The following is a 19,115-nucleotide window of genomic DNA, read 5'->3' on the forward strand; positions in this document are numbered from 1 at the left end:
ACTCAGGAGTGGAACGACTTCCTCGACAGCTTTGTCGACGACGAAGAACTCATCGCCCGCATCAAAGCAAAATCTCCGCGGTAGCAATCGGCCGGTTACATCCGATGTTTTCGCGCTGCAGGATAAAGTGACGAGTGGCATTGCTGATGCATTGGCAATCCGATTGACGTCAAGCAATGAAACAAAAGAGCCAGGTTATCAAACAGCGGTTTCGGCCGCCTTTGATGTTTTCCTGCGCGGTTGGGAACACCACCGTCGCAGCACGCCCGAAGACCTGGTCAAGGCGATACCTTTCTTCGAACGGGCTATTGAGCTCGACCCTGAATACGGACGTGCCTATGCCGCGGCGGCCATGGTGTATGCCCGTATATATCTGTGGCGTTGGCATTCACAATTGCGAATATCCCGATCCGAGGCGAAAGCCAAAGCGGTCGAGTACCTTGAATCAGCACGGAAAAGCAAAACGGCACTGGGACATCAGGCTGCGAGTCTTCTCTCTGAAGCCGACTGGCAGCACCCCGCAGCACTTGCTGAACTAAAAGAAGCTATCGCCCTTGAGCCTGGAGACTCGTGGAGTTATGCCCTTATGGCCTTTGTGCTTACTTCGTCAGGGCGTCCCGAAGAAGCCATCCCTCACATCCGCACCGCAATGAGACTGGACCCTAAACCTCCTTCATTTTTCATGTATGTCCTCGGCCTGACGGAGTTCAGCATGGAGAATTTCCAGGCGGCGGCGACGGCAGCCCGAACCAGCACCGAACTCAACCCCGAGGATGACAGTTCGCTTCTCCTTCTGGCGGCCGCCTATGGACACCTTGGTCTCAAACGGAACGCTGCGGCAGCCATCACCAGGTTCAACAAGCTGAGCGTTGAGCACGGCGGAATCGCCGCTACGATCTCGACCTGCCCCTCACTGGATTTCGCTCTTCCACCCGATAGAGAACGGCTTCACCGCGGACTACGTTTGGCGGGAGTACCTGAAAATCCGACCGGGATCGATAGTGGGAAAGAACTCGGGCCCGACGAGATACGTTCGCGGTTGCTCGGGCATAGGCTGCGTGGACGGGTGTTAGGATCCGGAGAGGCGCACGAAATGATCATCTCGCCCGGTGGAAGGGCTACGTTATCAGGAGGTTGGACTTCTTTTGGGACCGGCAACCTCACTGACGTTGAGGTCCGCATCGACAAAAACGAGGTTTGCTTTTCCCAGAAGGAGGCCGCTTTGTGCGGCGTGGTCCTCAGGAACCCCGGAGGACTTCCGGCCAGCGAAAACGAATTTGTTTGGTATCAAGGGGATCAGGCATTCACGTTTTCGCCTTTGGACTGACGACGCTCATGTAGCCTAACTGCGCTGGAAGCAGACGGCAGATCTAACGAAGAAGTCGATCCCCAGCTTCGGGATTTGTGGACAAGCTCTCGCGTGCGCACACCCCTACTATTGGAACTCGCAGAGTGAGAAAACGAGGCGCGTTACAAGCGGTCGAACGATCAGCACGCAGACGAAGGCAACGGGCATCGCGAGAGCATACGACGTGATCACTCTAAGCGGATATCCGTCATCAAAACCCGTATTCGCCGCGACAGTCACGCTGGACATCAGCAGCGCCATTATCGCTGACATGAAAAACGCGAACACAACCGGGACCGATTTGGCCGGCATCTTTCGGCTGCGCTGTGTCTCCGACCGCGGAACGGAACCATCCGGCATGTTGACTCCTCACCTGCCAACTTAAAGAGCGAGGAAACGGCCTACGCTTGCGCGCCTGGCCGCTTCTGTCGCCACGTTAGTCAGTTGCGCTGAATACCCCGGTAGTACTCGCCCTCCCCGCCCTTGATGAAACGGTGAGCCTTACCGCCGTCTTGGTCGCTGCTGATGCTGCCCGTGGCAAAGCGATCAATTAACGAACCCTGTTTGGTCGTCCGGATCGTTGCCTGCCGTTGCGTACCTTGGTAGTACTCGCCACGGTCCGGCGCGCGAGCGAACGATGCGCCGGCGGTAGCAGTAATAATCGCCATGGCGATTGCAGATTTCATAAGCGTCTTCATCGTTGATACTTTCCTTTGTTGGATCGGTCCGAGCGGTTTCCGATCTCGGGATAGAACGCTCGGATTTATTCACCATGACCGATCGGGTCATGGGCGATATAGTCCCCTGCGTTCGTATCTTGGGTGTGCCCGAATGGACGGTGAACTGTAACAACGTGGCCTGGTGAGTGGTTGATGAGTTGCAACACCGCAGTAGATGTCGCACCCAAGAATCTACAACAATTACAAGTGATTAATTTCAGGGTTCTGGAACAAAAAATTCACTCAGATGGGCGCGAATTCTACATGGACATACAAAATGTTTAGGCGTGCGACGAAGAACACGAGGCGGCATGCTCGACGGTCCGCATCCCCCCGAAAAGCTTGGACCACATCCCAAGATTCAGTTGGCGAGCACGCGTTCTGTGTAGCCGCCAATAGCGTGAGATGGCTCGTCGAAGGCAGAACGCCCCAGCACCCCGCGCCCCATAAACGAAGAGGCGCTGGGTCTTTGTTGGCGGACGCTATCGCGGCTTTCATCGAGGTTTGTTGATGTTGCTATCGCCAACACGCAAAGTGACGGTGCCCATAGCCCGTCCGGGCCTTGTCGTATTGGTTCAGCCGTTTCGGACCATCGGAGGGAGTTCATTGCCTGTGGAAGGCCCCCCGATGGCTGACGCGTTCTGCTGCGATCATCGAGTGCCGACGCAAATAGTGTCGGGGGGGCTTCACAAGAAGATGTGTCCTTGCAGCCGCCGCGCATTGACACGCATCGATCGACCCGGTGCGAAGGCTCGGATCACTGAGACCTCTGCCGCCGCGATGGCACGTTCTGAACGGCCTCTATTCGGCTGCCGCCGGGGGGCGAGTACGCTCCGCGGGCAGGTCGAGGAGCGATGAACATTCGCCGGTTGTAGGTCCAATTGCGGTGGAGGCATCAGGCCGAACAAAGGGAGAGAGGGAGGGTAGAGGCGACCTCCCGGTTGCCCCCTACCCTGGGACCGACTAACGCAGAGACCTGAACGCGGTCCTCAGTTCTTCGGTGAAGAATTCCGGTTGTTCCCAGGCTGCAAAGTGCCCGCCGTTGGGGAGGCGATTATAATGGATGAGCTTCCGGAACGCCTTTTCCGCCCAGGACTTCGGTGCCTGAGCTCGTCCGGGAAGATACTGACGGCCACCGGGATCTGCACGCCGTTCGGCTGGAAGAAAGCAAGCTTGTTTTCGCAATCGAGCCGCGCCGATGACACGGCGGTATTGGTCACGCAGTAGAGCGTGATGTCATCGAGCACGTCATCACGGCTCAAGCCCTCCGACTGACCATCGAAGACGCGGGCGATCAGTTCGTAGCTGCGGGCGTCATGGTCCAGCATCCAGCTGGCAAGCCCAATCGGCGAGTCCTCGATGCCATAGAGCGTCTGCGGACGCTTACTCATCCTGGGCATAGGAAAGCCCGTTCTTGTAGAAGAAGTCGAGCTGGTCATAGGCGCGACGCTCGTCGGCGGAAAGATTGGATGGCGCTGGGCCACCGGCGTCGAGGCTCCTCTGGATCTCGGCCGGAACGGTCGCCGGCATATTGCTGTGGATGCCGAGCAATCCGGCGGGCTGCTGCAACGCCATCTGCTCCGTGACGGCGGAGCCCGGCTAATGCGGTGGCCGCAATGTAGCGCCGTTTGTCGATGAGCGAGAACGTCCAAACATGTTTTAACTCCGATAGGGAGCCACAATGGAACGCGTCCACATGGCTGCCGTGAAAAAGCAAGGACGCGGACGCCAAGGGCTCGTCCGCGTCCTCCGAGCGCAATTCCGGCGAGAGGAAGCCCGGAATTGCGCAGGACTCATCAGCGAACCGATTTGAACCCGTCGCGGAGCTCCTTGGCGAAGAGCATGGGCTGCTCCCATGCGGCGAAGTGGCCGCCTTTTTCCACCTTGTTGTAGTGGATCAGGTTCGGATATGCCTTCTCCGTCCAACTGCGCGGTGCTTCATACTGCTCGCCGGGGAAGACGCTGACGGCAACCGGGATCATCACGCCCTTGGTGTTGAAGAAACCACCTTTGTATTCCCAATAGAGGCGCGACGCCGAAACGCCCGTGTTCGTGAGCCAGTATAGACTGATGTTGTCGAGGATCTCATCACGGGTCAGTTCCCCCTTGGAACTCGCCTTCCGCGTGAGTGCGGTAGCGACGGCGGCGGCCGGCTGGCCGTCTGCGTCATTATGGTCGAGGAGCCAGGCAGCGAGCCCGACCGGCGAATCCGCAATGCCGTAGAGCGTCTGCGGGCGCGTCGCCATCAATCTTGCATAGTCAACTTGCTTGAAAGTTCGGACCAACTGCTGGTAGGCGCGGTTCTCTTCGCTTGACAGGCTCGAGGGCGCCGGCGCGCCGGCAAGAAGTGCCTTGTCGACATCAGCGGGAACGGTCGCCGGCATGTTGGTGTGCACGGCGAGCAACCCCTTCGGCTTTTGGAGACCCATCTGATCGACCACGAAGGCGCCCCAGTCGCCGCCCTGGGCGACGTAACGCTTGTAGCCGAGCCGCTGCATAAGTTCATGCCAGGCGCGGGCCATCCGCTCGGGTCCCCAGCCAGTGCTCGCCGGCTTGTCGGAGAAACCGTATCCAGGCATCGAGGGGATTACGACGTCGAATGCATCGGAGGCTTTACCGCCGTACGCAGTCGGGTTGACCAACGGGTCGATGATCTTCAGCTGTTCGAAAACGGAGCCGGGCCATCCGTGGTTGATGACGAGCGGCAGAGCGTTCTTGTGTTTCGAACGCACGTGGATGAAATGGATGTCCAGCCCGTCGATCTCGGTAACGAACTGCGGATACGCGTTTAGTTTCGCCTCGCCCTTTCGCCAGTCATAATCCTTCGCCCAATAATCCGCGAGTTTACGCATCGCCGCGAGCGGAACGCCTTGAGAGGAATCCTGTACCGTCTCTTTTTCGGGCCATCGCGTTTCCGCGATGCGCTGACGCATTTCCGCCAGCTGTTCGTCAGGAATATTGACTGTAAACTGGCGGATCTCATCAGATGCCGCCATGACTTGCGAGGGCTGAAGACCAACCGTGCTCACTATGGCCGCAACTGCGAACAGTGCGCCGCGAGTAGCGGTCACTCCAAACACGGTATTGCGATATTGCGTGGCTGTTTTATTCACTTCGTTTCCTTTCGACATGTGACGCATTAGTGGTTCGGACTGCCGAAAGGAGTTGGCGCTTCGTAAGTGTACGGCGTATTTCGTTTGAAGATCCGAAATGTAAAAAACTGCTACTCGGACGCTTATCGGATACAGTGATTTACAAAATCGCCGGCAGGAAATGTGCCGGCGTTCGTCGCGGCGGCCGCATTTTACGCTGCGAGCCTCTTGGAGAAGGCGTCAGCTACAAACGAATTTTCCCCACCCAAACGCGCGGAACGCTGGTAGCTTGTAAACGGTTGTCTTAGCACGGCGACTTAGAAAACCCGCGCGAATACCGATCTGCTTGAAACTCTCGCAGGTGCTGCAGCTCCCGCTGTAGTCGGGAGCGTGGGATACATAACCATGTGCCGACGAAGCAGTCCCTGCATCCGAAGCGCTCAGCCGCACGTTTCGAAGGCAGATTTAGATCGCTGCATTTCCACTCGAACCGGCGGTATTCCAGTCCGAAGACGTAGTCTGCAAACAGGGCCTCAGTCGCTACTTGCGACGCGCCTACGTCAGGGGCGTGCGATCCGCTGTTATTGCTGTTGGATCGCGTTCGCTCGGCCACCCATTCGGCCGAATACCAACGTTTCTTAACTACGACACGCTCGGTCGCCGTAACGCGACCTAGTCCGCGATGCAACGGTCCACCTGTCAACAAGCCGTTGACAGTCAGTTCCCGGCCGCATCCATTGCGCACCTACTAAGACTAATCTAGTCGTAGTTTATCGGCAAACGCTGACGGTCGCGCGTCCTGTGCGGTACTCGACCGAAATTCCACTGGACGATGTCCAGCGACAGAGGCACCAGCATTTCACCGGAGATATCGATGAACCTCCCAAAGGCCCTTTATATCGCTCAGCACTGTCGCCAGGTCCGTTCGTATTGTGTCGAACCTACGCGATCTTCTGCTACGTTTCAGATCCGACCGGACCCAGGCCTGCTTGGGACCATGTTACAGCCGAAGCGGGCCATTTTTGCCCTGGCTCTGCTAGCTTCCGGGACTGCTCTTTCGGCGTGCACCGAGGCTAAATCAGAACCAGGAAGCCCGCCGTTGACCGCGGTCGACGTCGCTCCAGTAGTCGAAAAACGCGTCCTTGCTTGGGACGAATTCAATGGCCGTATCACCGCGGTGGAAACCGTGGAAATTCGGCCGCGTGTGACCGGTTACATCGACAAGGTGAACTATCGCGAGGGCGACGAAGTCCGCCGCGGCGATCTACTGTTTTCCATTGATCAACGTCCCTACCGCGCCGCACTTGCGAGCGCCACTGCGCGTCTTGCGCGGGCGCAAGCGGCCGTTTCCACGGCGGAAGAGCGGAAGGAGCGCGGCGTTTCTCTGCGCAAAAGCCAGTACATTTCGCAAGAGGAAGCAAACGATCGAAGCAGGTCTTACGAGCAGGCCCAGGCAGATGTTCTGGAAGCCGGAGCCGCACTGGATCTTGCCAAACTCAATCTCGCCTTCACGGAAGTGCGGGCTCCGATCGACGGCAAGGTCGGCCAGGCGAAACTGACCGCAGGCAACCTGGCGGTGGCCGATCAATCCTCGCTGACCACCGTCGTCTCGCAGGACACCGTCTATGTCGATTTCGATCCCGATGAGCACAGCTTCCTCCGCTATGCCGCGCAAGCACGAAGCACCGGCTCCTCCATCTCGGATCTCCTCGTCAAGGTGGGGCTGGCAAACGAAGACAGCTTCCCTTACGCGGCCAAGATCAGCTTTCTCAACAACGAGGTTGATGCTGCAACAGGCAGTATCCGGCTGCGCGCCCTTCTCGACAACGAGGACAAGGTCTTTACGCCTGGACTGTATGCTCGCGTCCAGGTGGCCCGAGAGAGCGAAAGCAATGCCCTGCTGGTTGACGACAAGGCGATCCTGACAGATCAGGACCGGCGCTTCGTTTACGTCCTCGGATCGAACAACACCGCCATTCGCAAGGACATAACCATCGGTCGACTGGTTGAAGGCCTCCGCGTCGTCGATGCCGGCCTCAACGCCGGCGACAAGGTGATCATTTCCGGATTTCAGAAGATTTACGCGTCGGGAACGCCCGTTTCGCCTTCCGAAGTCCCGATAACTGCTGCGATCAACTAGGGAGGAGACGATGAACTTTTCACGCTATTTCATCGACAGGCCGATCCTTGCCGTCGTCCTGTCCGTGTTGATTTTCCTCGTCGGTTCCGTGTCCATCCCATTTCTTCCGGTCGGCGAGTATCCCGAGGTCGTCCCGCCCAGCGTCGTTGTGCGGGCGAGCTTTCCCGGCGCAAATCCGAAAGAGACAGCCGAAACTGTCGCTACGCCCCTCGAAGAGGCCATCAACGGCGTCGAAGGCATCATGTACATGAAGTCTGTGGCCGGGTCCGATGGCTCGCTGCAGATCGCCGTCACGTTCTGGCCGGGCATTGATCCGGACACTGCCGCCGTCCGGGTTCAAAACCGCGTCAGCCAAGCCCTGAGCCGGTTGCCGGACGCCGTTCGCCAGATCGGCGTCACGACCCAAAAACAATCGCCGACGCCGCTGATGTACGTCAGCATCACCTCCCCCGACAATTCGTACGATTCACTGTACCTGCGCAATTACATCCGCCTTAATGTCAAAGACGAATTATCGCGCATCACCGGCATCGGGGATGTGGTGGCGTATGGTGCCGGCGACTACGCGATGCGCGTCTGGCTGGATCCAAACAAGCTCGCAGCCGTCGGTCTCACCGCAGGCGATGTGCTCAAATCCATTCGCGAACAAAACGTTCAGGTGTCAGCGGGTCAGCTGGGCGCTGAACCGTCACCGACGACGACAGACTTCCTCCTGTCGATCAACGTTGCCGGACGGCTGCGAACCGAGCAAGAATTTGGCAACATCGTGCTCAAAAGCGGCGAAGCCGGTCAGATCGTTCATCTGTCTGACGTGGCTCGGATCGAACTCGGTTCGGGCGACTACACGATGCGCGTCAAGGATGACAACCAGAACGCCGCCATGGTCGGTATTTTCCTTTCGCCAGGTGCAAACGCGCTCGGCGTCGCGAGTGCCGTTTACGAGAAACTGGACGAGATCTCCAAGACCTTCCCGAAGGGCATCATTTACCGAGCCACCTGGGACCCGACGGTCTTCGTCCAGGATTCGATCAGCGCGGTGCAACAAACTCTGCTCGAGGCGGTCGTACTGGTTGTTCTCGTCGTCATCCTCTTCCTGCAGACCTGGCGGGCGTCGGTCATCCCGCTGGTAGCGGTCCCCGTCTCGATCGTCGGGACGTTCGCCTTCCTCTACCTGCTGGGGTTCTCGATCAACACTCTGACCCTCTTCGGCTTGGTCCTGGCCATCGGCATTGTCGTCGACGATGCCATCGTGGTCGTCGAGAATGTCGAACGCTTCATCGCCCGAGGTTTATCGCCTCGTGACGCGGCGTATGCCGCGATGAAGGAGGTTTCCGGGCCAATCATCGCCATCGGTCTCGTTCTCTGTGCGGCGTTCATCCCGATGACGTTCCTGTCCGGCGTGACGGGACAGTTCTACAAGCAGTTTGCGGTAACGATCGCGATTTCGACCGTAATCTCCGCGTTCAACTCGCTCACGCTTTCGCCTGCGCTGGCAGCCAAGCTCCTGCGCGACCACCATGCACCGAAAGATCAGCTGTCTAAGCTTATAGACAGGATTTTCGGTCCCTTCTTCAGTCGCTTCAACCGCTTTTTCGATAAATCGGCTGCGGGTTACGAAAGCGCCGTCAAAAGGTCGTTCCGGCGCCGGGGACCAGTAATGCTGGTTTACCTGGTCCTGCTGGGTGCTACGGCGGCATTCTTTCAGATCGTTCCCGGTGGCTTCATTCCGACCCAGGACAAGCTCTATTTGTTTTCCGGAGCCAAACTGCCAGAAGGCGCGTCTCTCTCTCGCACCACCGAGGTAGCCGACAAAATGGACGAGATTGCCAAGTCCGTAGAGGGCGTCGCCTCGATCTCATCTTACGTCGGGCTGAATGCACTGCAACTGGTGAACACGCCCAACGTCACGGCATCGTATATCATCCTCAAGCCGTTCGATCAGCGCCACAGATCGGCCCAGGAGATCAATGCCGAGCTCAACAGCAAGCTGTCCACCATCAAGGAGGGTTTCTCTTACGCACTCATGCCTCCTCCGATCCAGGGGCTTGGCAATGGCTCAGGCTATTCGCTGTACTTGAAGGACAAAGGGGGCCTCGGCTACGCCGCACTCCAGCAAGCTGTGAACACAATGCAAGCGGTGATCGCCCAAACACCGGGCATGACCTATCCCGTTACCTCGTACCAGGCGAACATCCCGCAGCTGGAGGTTAAGGTCGATCGCGCAAAGGCAAAGGCCCAAGGCGTTACTCTCACGGATCTGTTCGAGACGCTGCAGACCTATTTGGGGTCGTCCTACATCAACGACTTCACCCGCTTCGGTCGCGTCTATCGCGTCGTGGCGCAGGCCGATACACCGTTCAGGCAACACGCCGAAAGCATCGGCAATCTGAAAATCCGCAACGGCAAGGGGGATATGGTTCCGATCGCGTCGATGATCAGCGTTGTTCCGACCTTCGGTCCTGATCCGGTGGTTAGGTACAACGGCTCCCCGGCTGCCGACCTGATCGGCGACTCGGATCCGCGGATATTGTCGTCTTCGCAGGTCATCGCAAAGATAACAGAACTCGCAAAGGAAAACCTGCCTGCCGGGATTGAAATGGAATGGACGGACCTCAGCTATCAGCAGGTCAACCAGAGCAACTCGGCAGCCATTGTCTTCCCGATCGCGGCTCTGCTTGTCTTCATGGTCCTTGCGTCTCTCTACGAGAGCTGGACGTTGCCGCTTTCCGTCATCCTGATCGTTCCTGTCTGCATGTTCTCGGCCCTGTTTGGAGTATGGCTGACGGGCGGTGACAACAACGTCTTTGTTCAAGTCGGATTGGTCGTGCTCATGGGTCTCGCGTGCAAAAACGCGATCTTGATCGTCGAATTTGCCCGTGAGCTTGAACACCAGGGCAAATCCACAATCGAAGCGGCATTGGAAGCCTGCCGACTGCGTCTGCGTCCCATCATTATGACGTCGGTCGCGTTTATCGCCGGCTCGGTCCCTTTGCTGATCGGTCACGGGGCCGGCGCGGAAGTGCGTTTCGCCACTGGTGTGACTGTCTTTGCGGGTATGCTTGGGGTCACTCTGTTCGGTTTGTTCCTCACGCCCGTGTTCTTCATCATCTTGCGACGAGCCAAGGTCATAAAAGGAACTGAGAACGCCTAGCCAGAAACCTGAACCAACTCCATGACAGGCCCCGTTGCAGACCGCAGCGGGGCCTGTTCGCTGGACTGTCCTCCCGCCGAATTTCGGCTGACACCAGCCAGTGTGCGCCGGCGTACTCGACTACGCTCATAGGCTCTATGAATTGACCCCTTTGTTTCTGTTCCGTTGACACAGCGTTTTCGGCAACGCCTGCGATTACCATTGCACGTTAACTACGACTACCTTAATCTTTGTTTTGAAATCCGATTGTGATCATCGCCAGATCTGTCTCCGCACAGAGACGCGGCCGGGCGAAATGTGCCGACGACCCCTGACGAAGAAGAAAAAGCCATGAGCGAACCAATTCTCATTATGGGGTCTCACGCTGTGGGCGTGTGGCTGGCAACCGCCGCGATACAGTCGCTGGACCAGAAGGGAAAGGCAGGCGGATCTGTCGAGGTTGCACAGGCCACCCCTGCTCGGAGTTGCACCTCGTCTGGCAGCTCCCGCAGTCAACGTTAAGAGCAGACGATGTTGCGGGAACGCGTGTGGGCCGAAAAGCCGATTTCAACCCCTCGCCTTGAGCGGGCTCGAACCCAAGACCCCAAGTTTTGCAGGCCATCTCGCCACAAATTGCGAACGTCGCGATCTCGCAAATAAGACTTTCACTGTTTTGGCCTGAGCGGCCTCTTGGCACCTTCGTAGCGTCCGGGTCCAGCCATCTAACGCTTCTCACAAGGCGTAAAGCTCCCAACGGCTTCTCAAACCTTTCAGACGGTATTTCCGGCCTATGCTTGCCGCCGTCTGACTCTGCGCTGTGTCAGACTGTCCGGCGTGGACGATCTCTTCCGGAAAGCCACCACCACACCGGGGGTTCTATGTGATGTCCTTAGTAAACTGAGTGGGGACAATGTGCCGCTGGAAGAGCACGAAAAGGATAAGGACCGGCACGACCGAGAGGAACGCACCTCCCAGAACGAGTCCCCAATCGCCCTGCGCACCCCCGAACGAACGACGTAAGCTGAGAAGCCCGACTTGGACCGTCAGCGCTTCGGGTGGGCTGGTGATAAGGACAAGAGGCCAGAAGAAGTCGTTCCAAGCGCCTTGAAAGGCGAGAATCGCGTTGACCAACAAAGCCGGCTTGGCGTTTGGCAGGATGATCTTCCAAAACACCTGAAAGTGGTTGGCGCCGTCGACGATTGCAGCTTCCTCTATCTCTCTTGGGAACCCCTCGAAAAACTGCTTCATTAACAGGACATTGGCCGAGGCGACGAAAACCACGATTACGCTCCAGGGGGTATTTAGAAGCGACAGATCCCTGAAAATCAGATAGTTCGAGACGAAGGTCACTTGCGCCGGAATCGTCATTGAGAAGATCAGTGCGGCGAACAGTAGGCGGCTGCCCCTGAACTTGAGCCGCGCAAGCGCATATCCCGCAAGGCTGGCGACGACAAGCGTCAGGAGCAGGCGCCCTGTGGCGATGGCAAGACTATTGATCAGCCAGCTTCCGAACAGGCTCTTCCCTGTCTGCAGGTCAGCCGTCTCGTTTATAACCCGCCGGTAGTTGTTGAAGATCAGCCCGAGAGCGCCTGGTGTGATGTTGTCCCAACTCAGCAGACGTCCCCGGCGCTCGGCTCGCGATGGCGAAATCGGACTGTCTATAAGCGTTTGAGAGGTCGGAGCAGTGAGGTTGAGGGGCGTGCGTTCGATACGGGGTCCGTTCTGACGGTCGCTGCGGTAGGTGATCTCATAGACGAATGTCCGCGTCTGCCACGCTTGCAAAATTCCCCCCTCGTCACGGACCTGCATCGTTGCCGAACTCGAGCTTGTCAGCGCAATTGACGCGTAATCGGCCGCATAATACCGCGTGAGCGCAGCGGCGATACCCGAGCCCGGGCGGCGGCGAGGAATCTCGGCCTTCGGTTCGATGATCGTAGTGTCGGTGGGTGCTGCGTAAGTGACGCTGAAGTCGACTTTGGCGCCAGGAGAAAGCCCTCCCCACAATACGTCACCCGCGCCCTCCTGCCCCAGACGGGCGGCGTCAATCCATGCGGCCGGATTGACCTGATCGAAATAGACGCGGAAGGGTCTCTCCAGTGGATCGACCTTCAGGCTCGCCATGAAGGCAAGAACGAATGTCCCCGCCAGGATGGTCGCCACGGCAAGAAAGATCAGATACAGCCAGGCGCTAGCCGCAAGCTGGCGGCGGCGAAGCGCGCTAGCCGGCAGGCGGCGGCGCGACGGCACGGCCTCGGTAGCGGTTAGCCTCGCCATCATTCGGCCCTTTCCTTCACACCGACCGATTTTTGAACGTAGACGACAGCGATTGTGAGAATGCCAAGGACGAGCGCCGCAGCACTTGCCATGCCGATCCGCGCAGAGGCGCCTGCCGGAAAGGCGTTCTCGTAAATGTAGTAGGCAAGCGTCACGCGACTTGCGAAGGGCGCCGCATCCCCCAGAATCGCGACCTGATCGAACATCTGCAGGGTACCGATGACGCCCATCGTAACGACGGCAAAAGTCACCGGCCTCAGCGCCGGCACGGTTATGTGGCGAAATCGCTGGAAAGCGTTGGCTCCATCGATCTCGGCCGCGTCGTATAAGGCGCTCGGGATCGATTGTAGCCCTGCCAGGAACAACAACATCAGCGTCGGGACCGTTGTAAAGACATTCATCAACGCCACGGACCACAATGTGACCGGCATGAAGAGAAAATGCCGCTGGGTGTTCAGCCAGGAAATAAGCAGATCGCTATCGAAAACAGGCAGCAATCCCGCAAGGGCACAGACAACGGCAAGCGCCAACGCGCCGGCGGCGGCGACGAGCAGAAAGAAGGGATCGAAGATAGAAACGCCTTCGTAGCTCCGCCGGGCGTTGAGAACAAGTGCGCCCTGCAATGCAGCCAGGCCCGCGAAGAAGAAAAGGATGTGCCGGCGATAGGCGAGGACGGCGCTGACGCTCGCGGTCATCAAGCCATCTCTCTGAAAGAGCCATAGAAAGATAAGCGTCATGGCCGCGCTGGACATGATTGATGGCAGGTAAAACACCGTCCGAATGAGTCCCCTCGCCCGGACGGCATGGTTCACGAGAGCCGCCAGGGCAAGCGCAAGCACCGTCTGGACCGTTGTGACGATGAACGAGAAGCCGATCGTATTGCGCAGGGCGATGAGGAAAAGTTCATCGGAGATCAGTGCCGTGTAGTTGGAGAGGCCGACGAAGCTCGGAGCCTTGAACAAGTCGTAATCGGTGAAGCTGTAGAAGGCTGTTCGGACGATCGCGTAGACAAAAAACAGCGTCATCGAGATTGTGAAAGGCAATACGAAGAGCCAGCCGCTCCTCTCTTCCGAACTTCGTCGCGACATGCATGGTCCTCCCGCGGATGCTCCCGCTTCACGCGTCCTCGAACCGTTGGGCTCCAGAGCAAGTCAGCCCTACTTGGCGAGCATCCGGTCAAAGGCGCTTTGCGCCGATGCCAAAGCGGTGTCGGCATCCGCCTCCCCGAGGATGACGGAATTGAGCGCGGCATTGATCGGCTGCATCCAACTCCCTCCGACGTCTCCGAAGAAATATGGCGCGACGTGATCGTCCGACAGGCCTTCGAGAATCACTCGGCTTGCCATCTGTTCGGGCTGGCCGCCCCGCAGCCAGGGGTTGTCAGCCAGAGCGGTTCGGCTCGGGAGGGCCAGTCCCTGCTCCAAAACCCATTGCTGTGCCTCCTCGGTGGTCAGGAGCTCGGCGACTTTTGCAGCAGCCTTGCTGACCTTCGAGGCCGCGTTGACGGTCCAACCGACGGTAAAGACGATATTGCCTCGTTTGCCGCTTTCAGGGTCTTTCGGCATCCGGGCGGTGCCGAGATTCATGTTTGGGGCACTATCGCGCAGGGCGCTGATGATCCAGGCGCCCTCGATCGCTATGGCAGCCCGCTCGGACGCCAAGCAACCGCCGGCCCAGCTTTGACCTGCGTCGGCGGCCATGACGGCAGCCCCAGACTTCACGAGACCGGTGTAAAAATCGAAAGCCCGCCGAAAACGTTCGTCGAGAACGGTTTTTCCCTGACCATCGAAAGGGGTCCAGCCTGTCGACAAGGCAAAGGCGCCGAACCGGGCATATTCCGGCACGATGCAGAGGCCATCGACCTCCGGAAGAGCCTTGTGCACAGCTACCAGTTTCTCCTGCAGCGTTGTCCAGGTGTCGTCGTCGCTCGGATAGGCGACCCCCGCATCATCGAAGATGTCCTTGTTGAAATGGACCGCCAGCGTGTTGAAGTCCTTCGGGATTGCGTAAAGCTTCCCGTCATAGGTGAAGGCCTCGAGGAGATTGGCTGCAAAACCAGAAGCGTCCTGCGTTACCGGTGCTGCTTGACCGGCGCTGAATACGGAGCGCGCCCAAAAGACATCGACATAAAAAAGGTCCGGAGCCGTACCCGCCGACAGACCGTTGAGAATGAACTGCGAAAAGTCGCCATCAACGGGCTCGTACTTTACCGTGATGCCCTCTTTCGCGAGCTTTTCGGCAGAAACGTTCGTCAATAACCCGTGGACAATGGCGACCTCGGACCCGCCCCAACCGGATATGCGCACGGTCTCGTCAGCGAACGCCGGCAAACCAAGAAGCATGGTCGCTGCGGCGAGCGCTCTCGCAGGACGGGACAGCATATCCGTCTTTCCTCCGATCAGATGCAGAACGTCAACGACGGGACAAAGGCGTCCCGCTGCTGAAGAGGTAGATAGCTTCGTATGCGAAAACGTCGAGCGGCGCCCCGCGGCGTTGGTAGCCGCTGCCGGTGTTCGCGAACTCAGGGATCCTTGCCTTCTCCACTCGGCAGGTCACCTGCGGCTCGGCCCCCTCCTATCTGATATCGACTACACGGTTGCCCGCTGCGGGGTCGTGTCAACATGGGCGAGCCGCAACTTCACCGGGCATTCGGCACACTTACGACGCTGTTCCGATACATTATGCGATCTTCTGTAACGGGCTTTGCGTCAATCCCTTGTGAGCTTAATCCCTCGCCGAGTGCTTGCTTCTGTCCGCAGTCGGAGCTGGGCCGCTGCTCTATGGGGTCTGCCTGAGGACCGGTTGGCCAATCTTTAGAGGCGCAGTCACCTCGTGCTGCTGATCGCATAGCGGCCTAACCCGTCCATCGTCCCGGCGAAGGGACCTTGCTCCGGAGGGCTGATGGCTGTGCCCGTCCGAAGGCCTGTCTTGTCGTCTCCTCCGATCAAGCCGCCTGGGCTGGCGCCACCTTATGAGCAATGAAGTTGGTTCTGTCGCTGAGCATGCGATGCGACAGCACCGCCAGCTTGCGGGCCAGCGCGACACGCGGCTTTCTGGGACCGGCACGTCTGGCGACCGCCAACGCCCAGCCCTTCAGATCGGAACTTTCGACCGCTTCCAAGGTCGAATGGCCTGCAATCAGCACGCGGATGCGCCCCGCGGAAGTGCGCCGCGTCGTCGGCCCTACCTTGAGGCCGAAGCCGCGCAGGATGCCCCGGATGCTCATCTCGATGTCGTGAAGCTTACCCTGAATGAGCTTGCGGTCGGTCAGCACGCACCTCCTGGTTTGCAGTGGACCGGTCTGAACCAGCCAAGCCGCATCAGCTGCGCAATGCCCCGTGCATGGTCGTCTCTGCGCGCTGCTATGGAGCAGGCCACTCCTCCGCAAACCACCATTGTGAGGGACGACCACCGGCCCTTCAAACCTGGCGGGCCGCCCGTTACACCATCTTTCTGGCTCAGAACGTGAACATCCTCGCAACAAGCCGTGCACAGGGCTCGTGAAGAACGGCTCCCTTCGACCCTGAGGCGACGTCCACGCTTAAGTCTGTGAACGGCAGCACTGCGCCTTCATCTCGGCCGTTGACTAACCGCGGCTCCCCACCTGAAAGCCGACTTCCTCCACCAACGCTGGCAATGCATAAGGATGAGTTTCTTCAGGCGGCGGCCTATGAAGAAGTCACAACAATAGCGGTTGAAGTTTCCTTGCCTTCACGGCGGTAACTATGCGGAACGCTAGAGTCGAAATATATGGCGTCCCCCGCATCCAGGGCGGCCTCCTTGCCATCCACATTGACTATAAGCCGACCGCTGAGCACGTAGATGAACTCAGCGCTGCCATGCTGATGCGGCTCTGAGGGCGGCGAATCGACCGGGAACTCGGCGTAGAACGCCTCCATGCGGCGGTCAGAAGCGGGATAGTCCAGGCTTTCGAATAGAAACGCCGGATGCTTTTCGCCCGGCGGGCTTGGAAGTTTGAGACGCTGCTGCTTTCGCACGACCGCGATGAGCGGCTCCTTCTTGTCGGCATTGAAGAAGTGATCGAGGCCGACGCCGAAAACCATGGCGATCCGAAGCAGCGTGGGCAGCGTTGGAAACATCTGCCCGCGCTCGATCTTCGAGAGCATCGCAGGCGAGAGCCCTGTATGCCCCGCCAACTGCACCAGCCCCAGCTTCTTTCTCAGACGCAGCGCCTTGATACGAGGGCCGATCGCGTAGCGCTGGAGCTCATTAGACAGCGTGTCGGAGAGCACGTCGCAAACTCCTTTTCGTTTCGCGAAACTATCACAATGATAATTATCTTCACAAGATAATTCTGTTTCTGTTCACGATAATTTGAGTGGTAAGAAAATGAATTTTCTCCCAATGAAAAGGAACGAGGTGCATCTCGCACCCGCCATCGAGAGGAGAAATGCCATGAAGTTGAAGGGCCTTTTGTTCGCTGCAGCGATCACGCTCGGCAGCAGCGTCAGCGCGTTCGCCGCGGAGAAGGATGTCGTCGACACCGCCATGGAGGCGGGTAAATTCAAGACGCTGGCTGCCGCGCTCGAAGCGGCAGGCCTGGTTGCCACTCTCAAAGGAACCGGACCGTTTACGGTCTTTGCTCCGACCGATGAAGCCTTCGCCAAGTTGCCAGCCGGTACCGTCGAGAACCTGCTGAGGCCGGAGAACAAGCAAAAGCTCACTGAGATCCTCACCTACCATGTGGTCGCGGGGAAGGTGATGGCTGCGGACGTGGCAGGTATCGATGAAGCGAAGTCGATAAATGGCAATATGATCGACATCGAAGTCGACGGCTCCACCGTCAAGGTCAACGACGCCGCCGTCACTGCTGCCGACATTGCTGCCTCGAACGGGGTCATCCATGTCATCGACAAGGTGATCATGCCGCCGGAAGGCTGACCCTCATCCCTCGACCCTGGAGAAGAACCATGAAGTTTATCAACATTTTCACGCTCATTCTCGTAATCGTAGGCGGGCTGAACTGGGGGCTGGTCGGACTATTTAGCTTTGACCTCGTGGCCGCGATCTTCGGGGCTGGCTCGGGGCTCGCCCGGACCGTTTACATCCTGGTAGGTCTATCGGCGGCCTGGCAGATCATCCCCCTGTTTTCTGGAATGGGCTCCGGCGAGTTCGCCGCTGGCCAGAACCGATAGGCCTTCGGAGGGACCCGCTTGCCTCGTCGGCGGTTCCTTCCATCTTTTGCCGGATGGACATGCATTCCCTTCTCGTGCTGGTCGCCTTCGAGGTCGCGAGCTTCGCTGCGGCGGCTACCGGCGTGATCTTTAGGCCAGGCGACTGGTACAAGCAGCTCGACAAGCCAAGATGGCGCCCGCCCGATTGGCTGTTCGCTCCGGTCTGGACGGTTCTCTATGCATTGATCGGACTGTCGGGCTGGCTCGTATGGCTAGAGGCAGGCGTTGGCGGCGCAGCACTGCCTCTCAGTGTCTATGCAGTCCAACTTCTGCTCAATGCTGCGTGGACGCCGATCTTTTTTGGACTTCACCGACCGGGGCTGGCCGTGGTGGAGATCATAGTGCTTTGGGTTGCGATCCTGGCGACGATTGTAATGTTTCACCCCGTGAATGCGGCTGCTGCCTTGCTGCTTGTTCCTTACCTGGCGTGGGTGAGTTTCGCGGCGGCACTTAACTTGTCCATCTGGCGGCGCAACCGCTCGAAACCACTGTCGCGGGGCGCCCGATGACACCCCGGTGGGTCGTCGTGAATGATCGGATGCAACAAGGCTACCGGTACGCTCTCGTTGCGCCAATTGGCCGTGACTTTCATCCCGATTTCCGGCCAGACTTGAGGCCCGCCGAGATGCTCGCGATCGGCGTGTTCGGCGGCAAGTACATGACCGATTGTCGCGACGAATTCCCCAACAGTTGGTTTTTAGAGGCCCGGCTGTCGCCGCTGCGAAAAGATCCGTCACTTAACTGGTTCGGTGTCGACGCCAGCCAACCGCTCAGCGTCTGGCTAGCCAAGGGATGGATACATCCCGACGATCCGCGTGGCTGGTTCCAGTGGTACTGCCGCTATCACCAAGGTCGTCGCATGCCCGGCGAGGACGAGCGACAGATCGCCCGTTGGAAAGCTATTCGCCGCCATATCGCTCAGCTTCGCCGAGCCTGCGAGCCTGGGGATTGCTGGTGCCGGCCGCGTCAGCGCCAGGCTCTGCTGCACTGGGCATATGACAGCCGTTCGATTTGACTATTATGCCGCTGCTGTGCAGAAAAATGTCCGGTATGATCGAGAACCGCAAAAAACTGCTCGATCGCGCCGCTATCGACAAGGTTAAGATGTCAACGTAGCACTCGTGATCACGACGTCCAGTAGGTCTGATGACTGCAATCAGAATGCCAGCGCGTGTCGGCCGACTTGCTGCTTTGCTCCAAACGCAGGAGTTATCCCG

Annotated in this window: 15 protein-coding genes and 2 pseudogenes; 7 read left to right on the plus strand and 10 right to left on the minus strand. The window is 58.6% G+C overall.

Annotated elements, in window-relative coordinates; all coding sequences use genetic code 11:
• Positions 1 to 1,327, plus strand: a 1,327-nt coding sequence (locus tag QN219_RS16820) for a tetratricopeptide repeat protein (protein ID WP_405052157.1), incomplete at its 5' end; no start/stop codon positions are given.
• A gap of 108 nt (positions 1,328 to 1,435) precedes the next feature.
• On the opposite strand, the gene QN219_RS16825 is transcribed toward QN219_RS16820, so the two are convergent.
• The 5 genes and pseudogenes from QN219_RS16825 to QN219_RS16845 form a co-directional block, all read right to left on the minus strand.
• Positions 1,436 to 1,708, minus strand: coding sequence for a DUF2798 domain-containing protein (locus QN219_RS16825; RefSeq protein ID WP_309486596.1), 273 nt, complete (start codon positions 1,706 to 1,708; stop codon positions 1,436 to 1,438).
• An 80-nt stretch (positions 1,709 to 1,788) separates the two neighbouring features.
• Positions 1,789 to 2,046: a hypothetical protein gene (locus QN219_RS16830; RefSeq protein WP_284000894.1), complete on the minus strand. Its 258-nt coding sequence runs from the start codon at positions 2,044 to 2,046 to the stop codon at positions 1,789 to 1,791.
• A 984-nt stretch (positions 2,047 to 3,030) separates the two neighbouring features.
• Positions 3,031 to 3,663: pseudogene (locus QN219_RS16835) on the minus strand (epoxide hydrolase); the annotation flags it as partial.
• A gap of 200 nt (positions 3,664 to 3,863) precedes the next feature.
• Positions 3,864 to 5,198: an epoxide hydrolase family protein gene (locus tag QN219_RS16840; RefSeq protein ID WP_405052158.1), complete on the minus strand. Its 1,335-nt coding sequence runs from the start codon at positions 5,196 to 5,198 to the stop codon at positions 3,864 to 3,866.
• A gap of 391 nt (positions 5,199 to 5,589) precedes the next feature.
• Positions 5,590 to 5,706 (minus strand): annotated as a pseudogene (locus QN219_RS16845) (GNAT family N-acetyltransferase); the annotation flags it as partial.
• Positions 5,707 to 6,258: 552 nt separating this feature from the next.
• On the opposite strand from QN219_RS16845, the gene QN219_RS16850 reads away from it, so the two are divergent.
• Both QN219_RS16850 and QN219_RS16855 read left to right on the plus strand, forming a co-directional pair.
• The gene (locus QN219_RS16850) at positions 6,259 to 7,299 is read left to right on the plus strand and encodes an efflux RND transporter periplasmic adaptor subunit (protein ID WP_284000896.1); all 1,041 of its coding nucleotides are present in this window, start codon (positions 6,259 to 6,261) and stop codon (positions 7,297 to 7,299) included.
• 10 nt (positions 7,300 to 7,309) lie between these two features.
• Complete coding sequence (locus QN219_RS16855; protein WP_284000897.1) at positions 7,310 to 10,450, plus strand: multidrug efflux RND transporter permease subunit; 3,141 nt, start codon at positions 7,310 to 7,312, stop codon at positions 10,448 to 10,450.
• A gap of 855 nt (positions 10,451 to 11,305) precedes the next feature.
• On the opposite strand, the gene QN219_RS16860 is transcribed toward QN219_RS16855, so the two are convergent.
• From QN219_RS16860 to QN219_RS16880, 5 genes are all read right to left on the minus strand, one after another.
• Positions 11,306 to 12,706 carry a carbohydrate ABC transporter permease gene (locus QN219_RS16860; RefSeq protein ID WP_284000898.1) on the minus strand — a complete coding sequence of 467 codons (1,401 nt, stop codon included), beginning with the start codon at positions 12,704 to 12,706 and terminating at the stop codon, positions 11,306 to 11,308.
• Positions 12,703 to 13,791, minus strand: coding sequence for a sugar ABC transporter permease (locus tag QN219_RS16865; protein ID WP_284000900.1), 1,089 nt, complete (start codon positions 13,789 to 13,791; stop codon positions 12,703 to 12,705). Before QN219_RS16865 ends, QN219_RS16860 begins: the two co-directional genes overlap by 4 nt.
• Before the next feature lie 69 nt (positions 13,792 to 13,860).
• Entirely contained in the window at positions 13,861 to 15,084 is a 1,224-nt protein-coding gene (locus tag QN219_RS16870; protein WP_284000901.1) for an extracellular solute-binding protein, read from the minus strand.
• Positions 15,085 to 15,647: 563 nt separating this feature from the next.
• Positions 15,648 to 15,977 carry a hypothetical protein gene (locus QN219_RS34175; RefSeq protein WP_405052159.1) on the minus strand — a complete coding sequence of 110 codons (330 nt, stop codon included), beginning with the start codon at positions 15,975 to 15,977 and terminating at the stop codon, positions 15,648 to 15,650.
• Positions 15,978 to 16,371: 394 nt separating this feature from the next.
• Positions 16,372 to 16,956 carry an XRE family transcriptional regulator gene (locus tag QN219_RS16880; protein ID WP_284000902.1) on the minus strand — a complete coding sequence of 195 codons (585 nt, stop codon included), beginning with the start codon at positions 16,954 to 16,956 and terminating at the stop codon, positions 16,372 to 16,374.
• Between the two features lie 163 nt (positions 16,957 to 17,119).
• Between QN219_RS16880 and QN219_RS16885 the strand changes: the two genes are divergently transcribed.
• From QN219_RS16885 to QN219_RS16900, 4 genes are read left to right on the plus strand one after another with little or no spacing between them, the layout of a single operon-like run.
• The gene (locus QN219_RS16885) at positions 17,120 to 17,605 is read left to right on the plus strand and encodes a fasciclin domain-containing protein (RefSeq protein ID WP_284000903.1); all 486 of its coding nucleotides are present in this window, start codon (positions 17,120 to 17,122) and stop codon (positions 17,603 to 17,605) included.
• A gap of 29 nt (positions 17,606 to 17,634) precedes the next feature.
• A complete protein-coding gene (locus QN219_RS16890; RefSeq protein ID WP_284000904.1) occupies positions 17,635 to 17,859 on the plus strand; it encodes a DUF378 domain-containing protein in 225 nt (74 codons plus the stop codon).
• Positions 17,860 to 17,918: 59 nt separating this feature from the next.
• On the plus strand, positions 17,919 to 18,407 hold the full coding sequence (locus QN219_RS16895) for a TspO/MBR family protein (RefSeq protein ID WP_284000905.1): 489 nt from the start codon (positions 17,919 to 17,921) through the stop codon (positions 18,405 to 18,407).
• Positions 18,404 to 18,913: a hypothetical protein gene (locus QN219_RS16900; RefSeq protein ID WP_284000906.1), complete on the plus strand. Its 510-nt coding sequence runs from the start codon at positions 18,404 to 18,406 to the stop codon at positions 18,911 to 18,913. Before QN219_RS16895 ends, QN219_RS16900 begins: the two co-directional genes overlap by 4 nt.
• The last annotated feature ends 202 nt before the right edge of the window (positions 18,914 to 19,115 follow it).

It is taken from the genome of Sinorhizobium sp. 8-89, from assembly GCF_030124325.1.
Classification (GTDB): Bacteria; Pseudomonadota; Alphaproteobacteria; order Rhizobiales; family Rhizobiaceae; genus Sinorhizobium.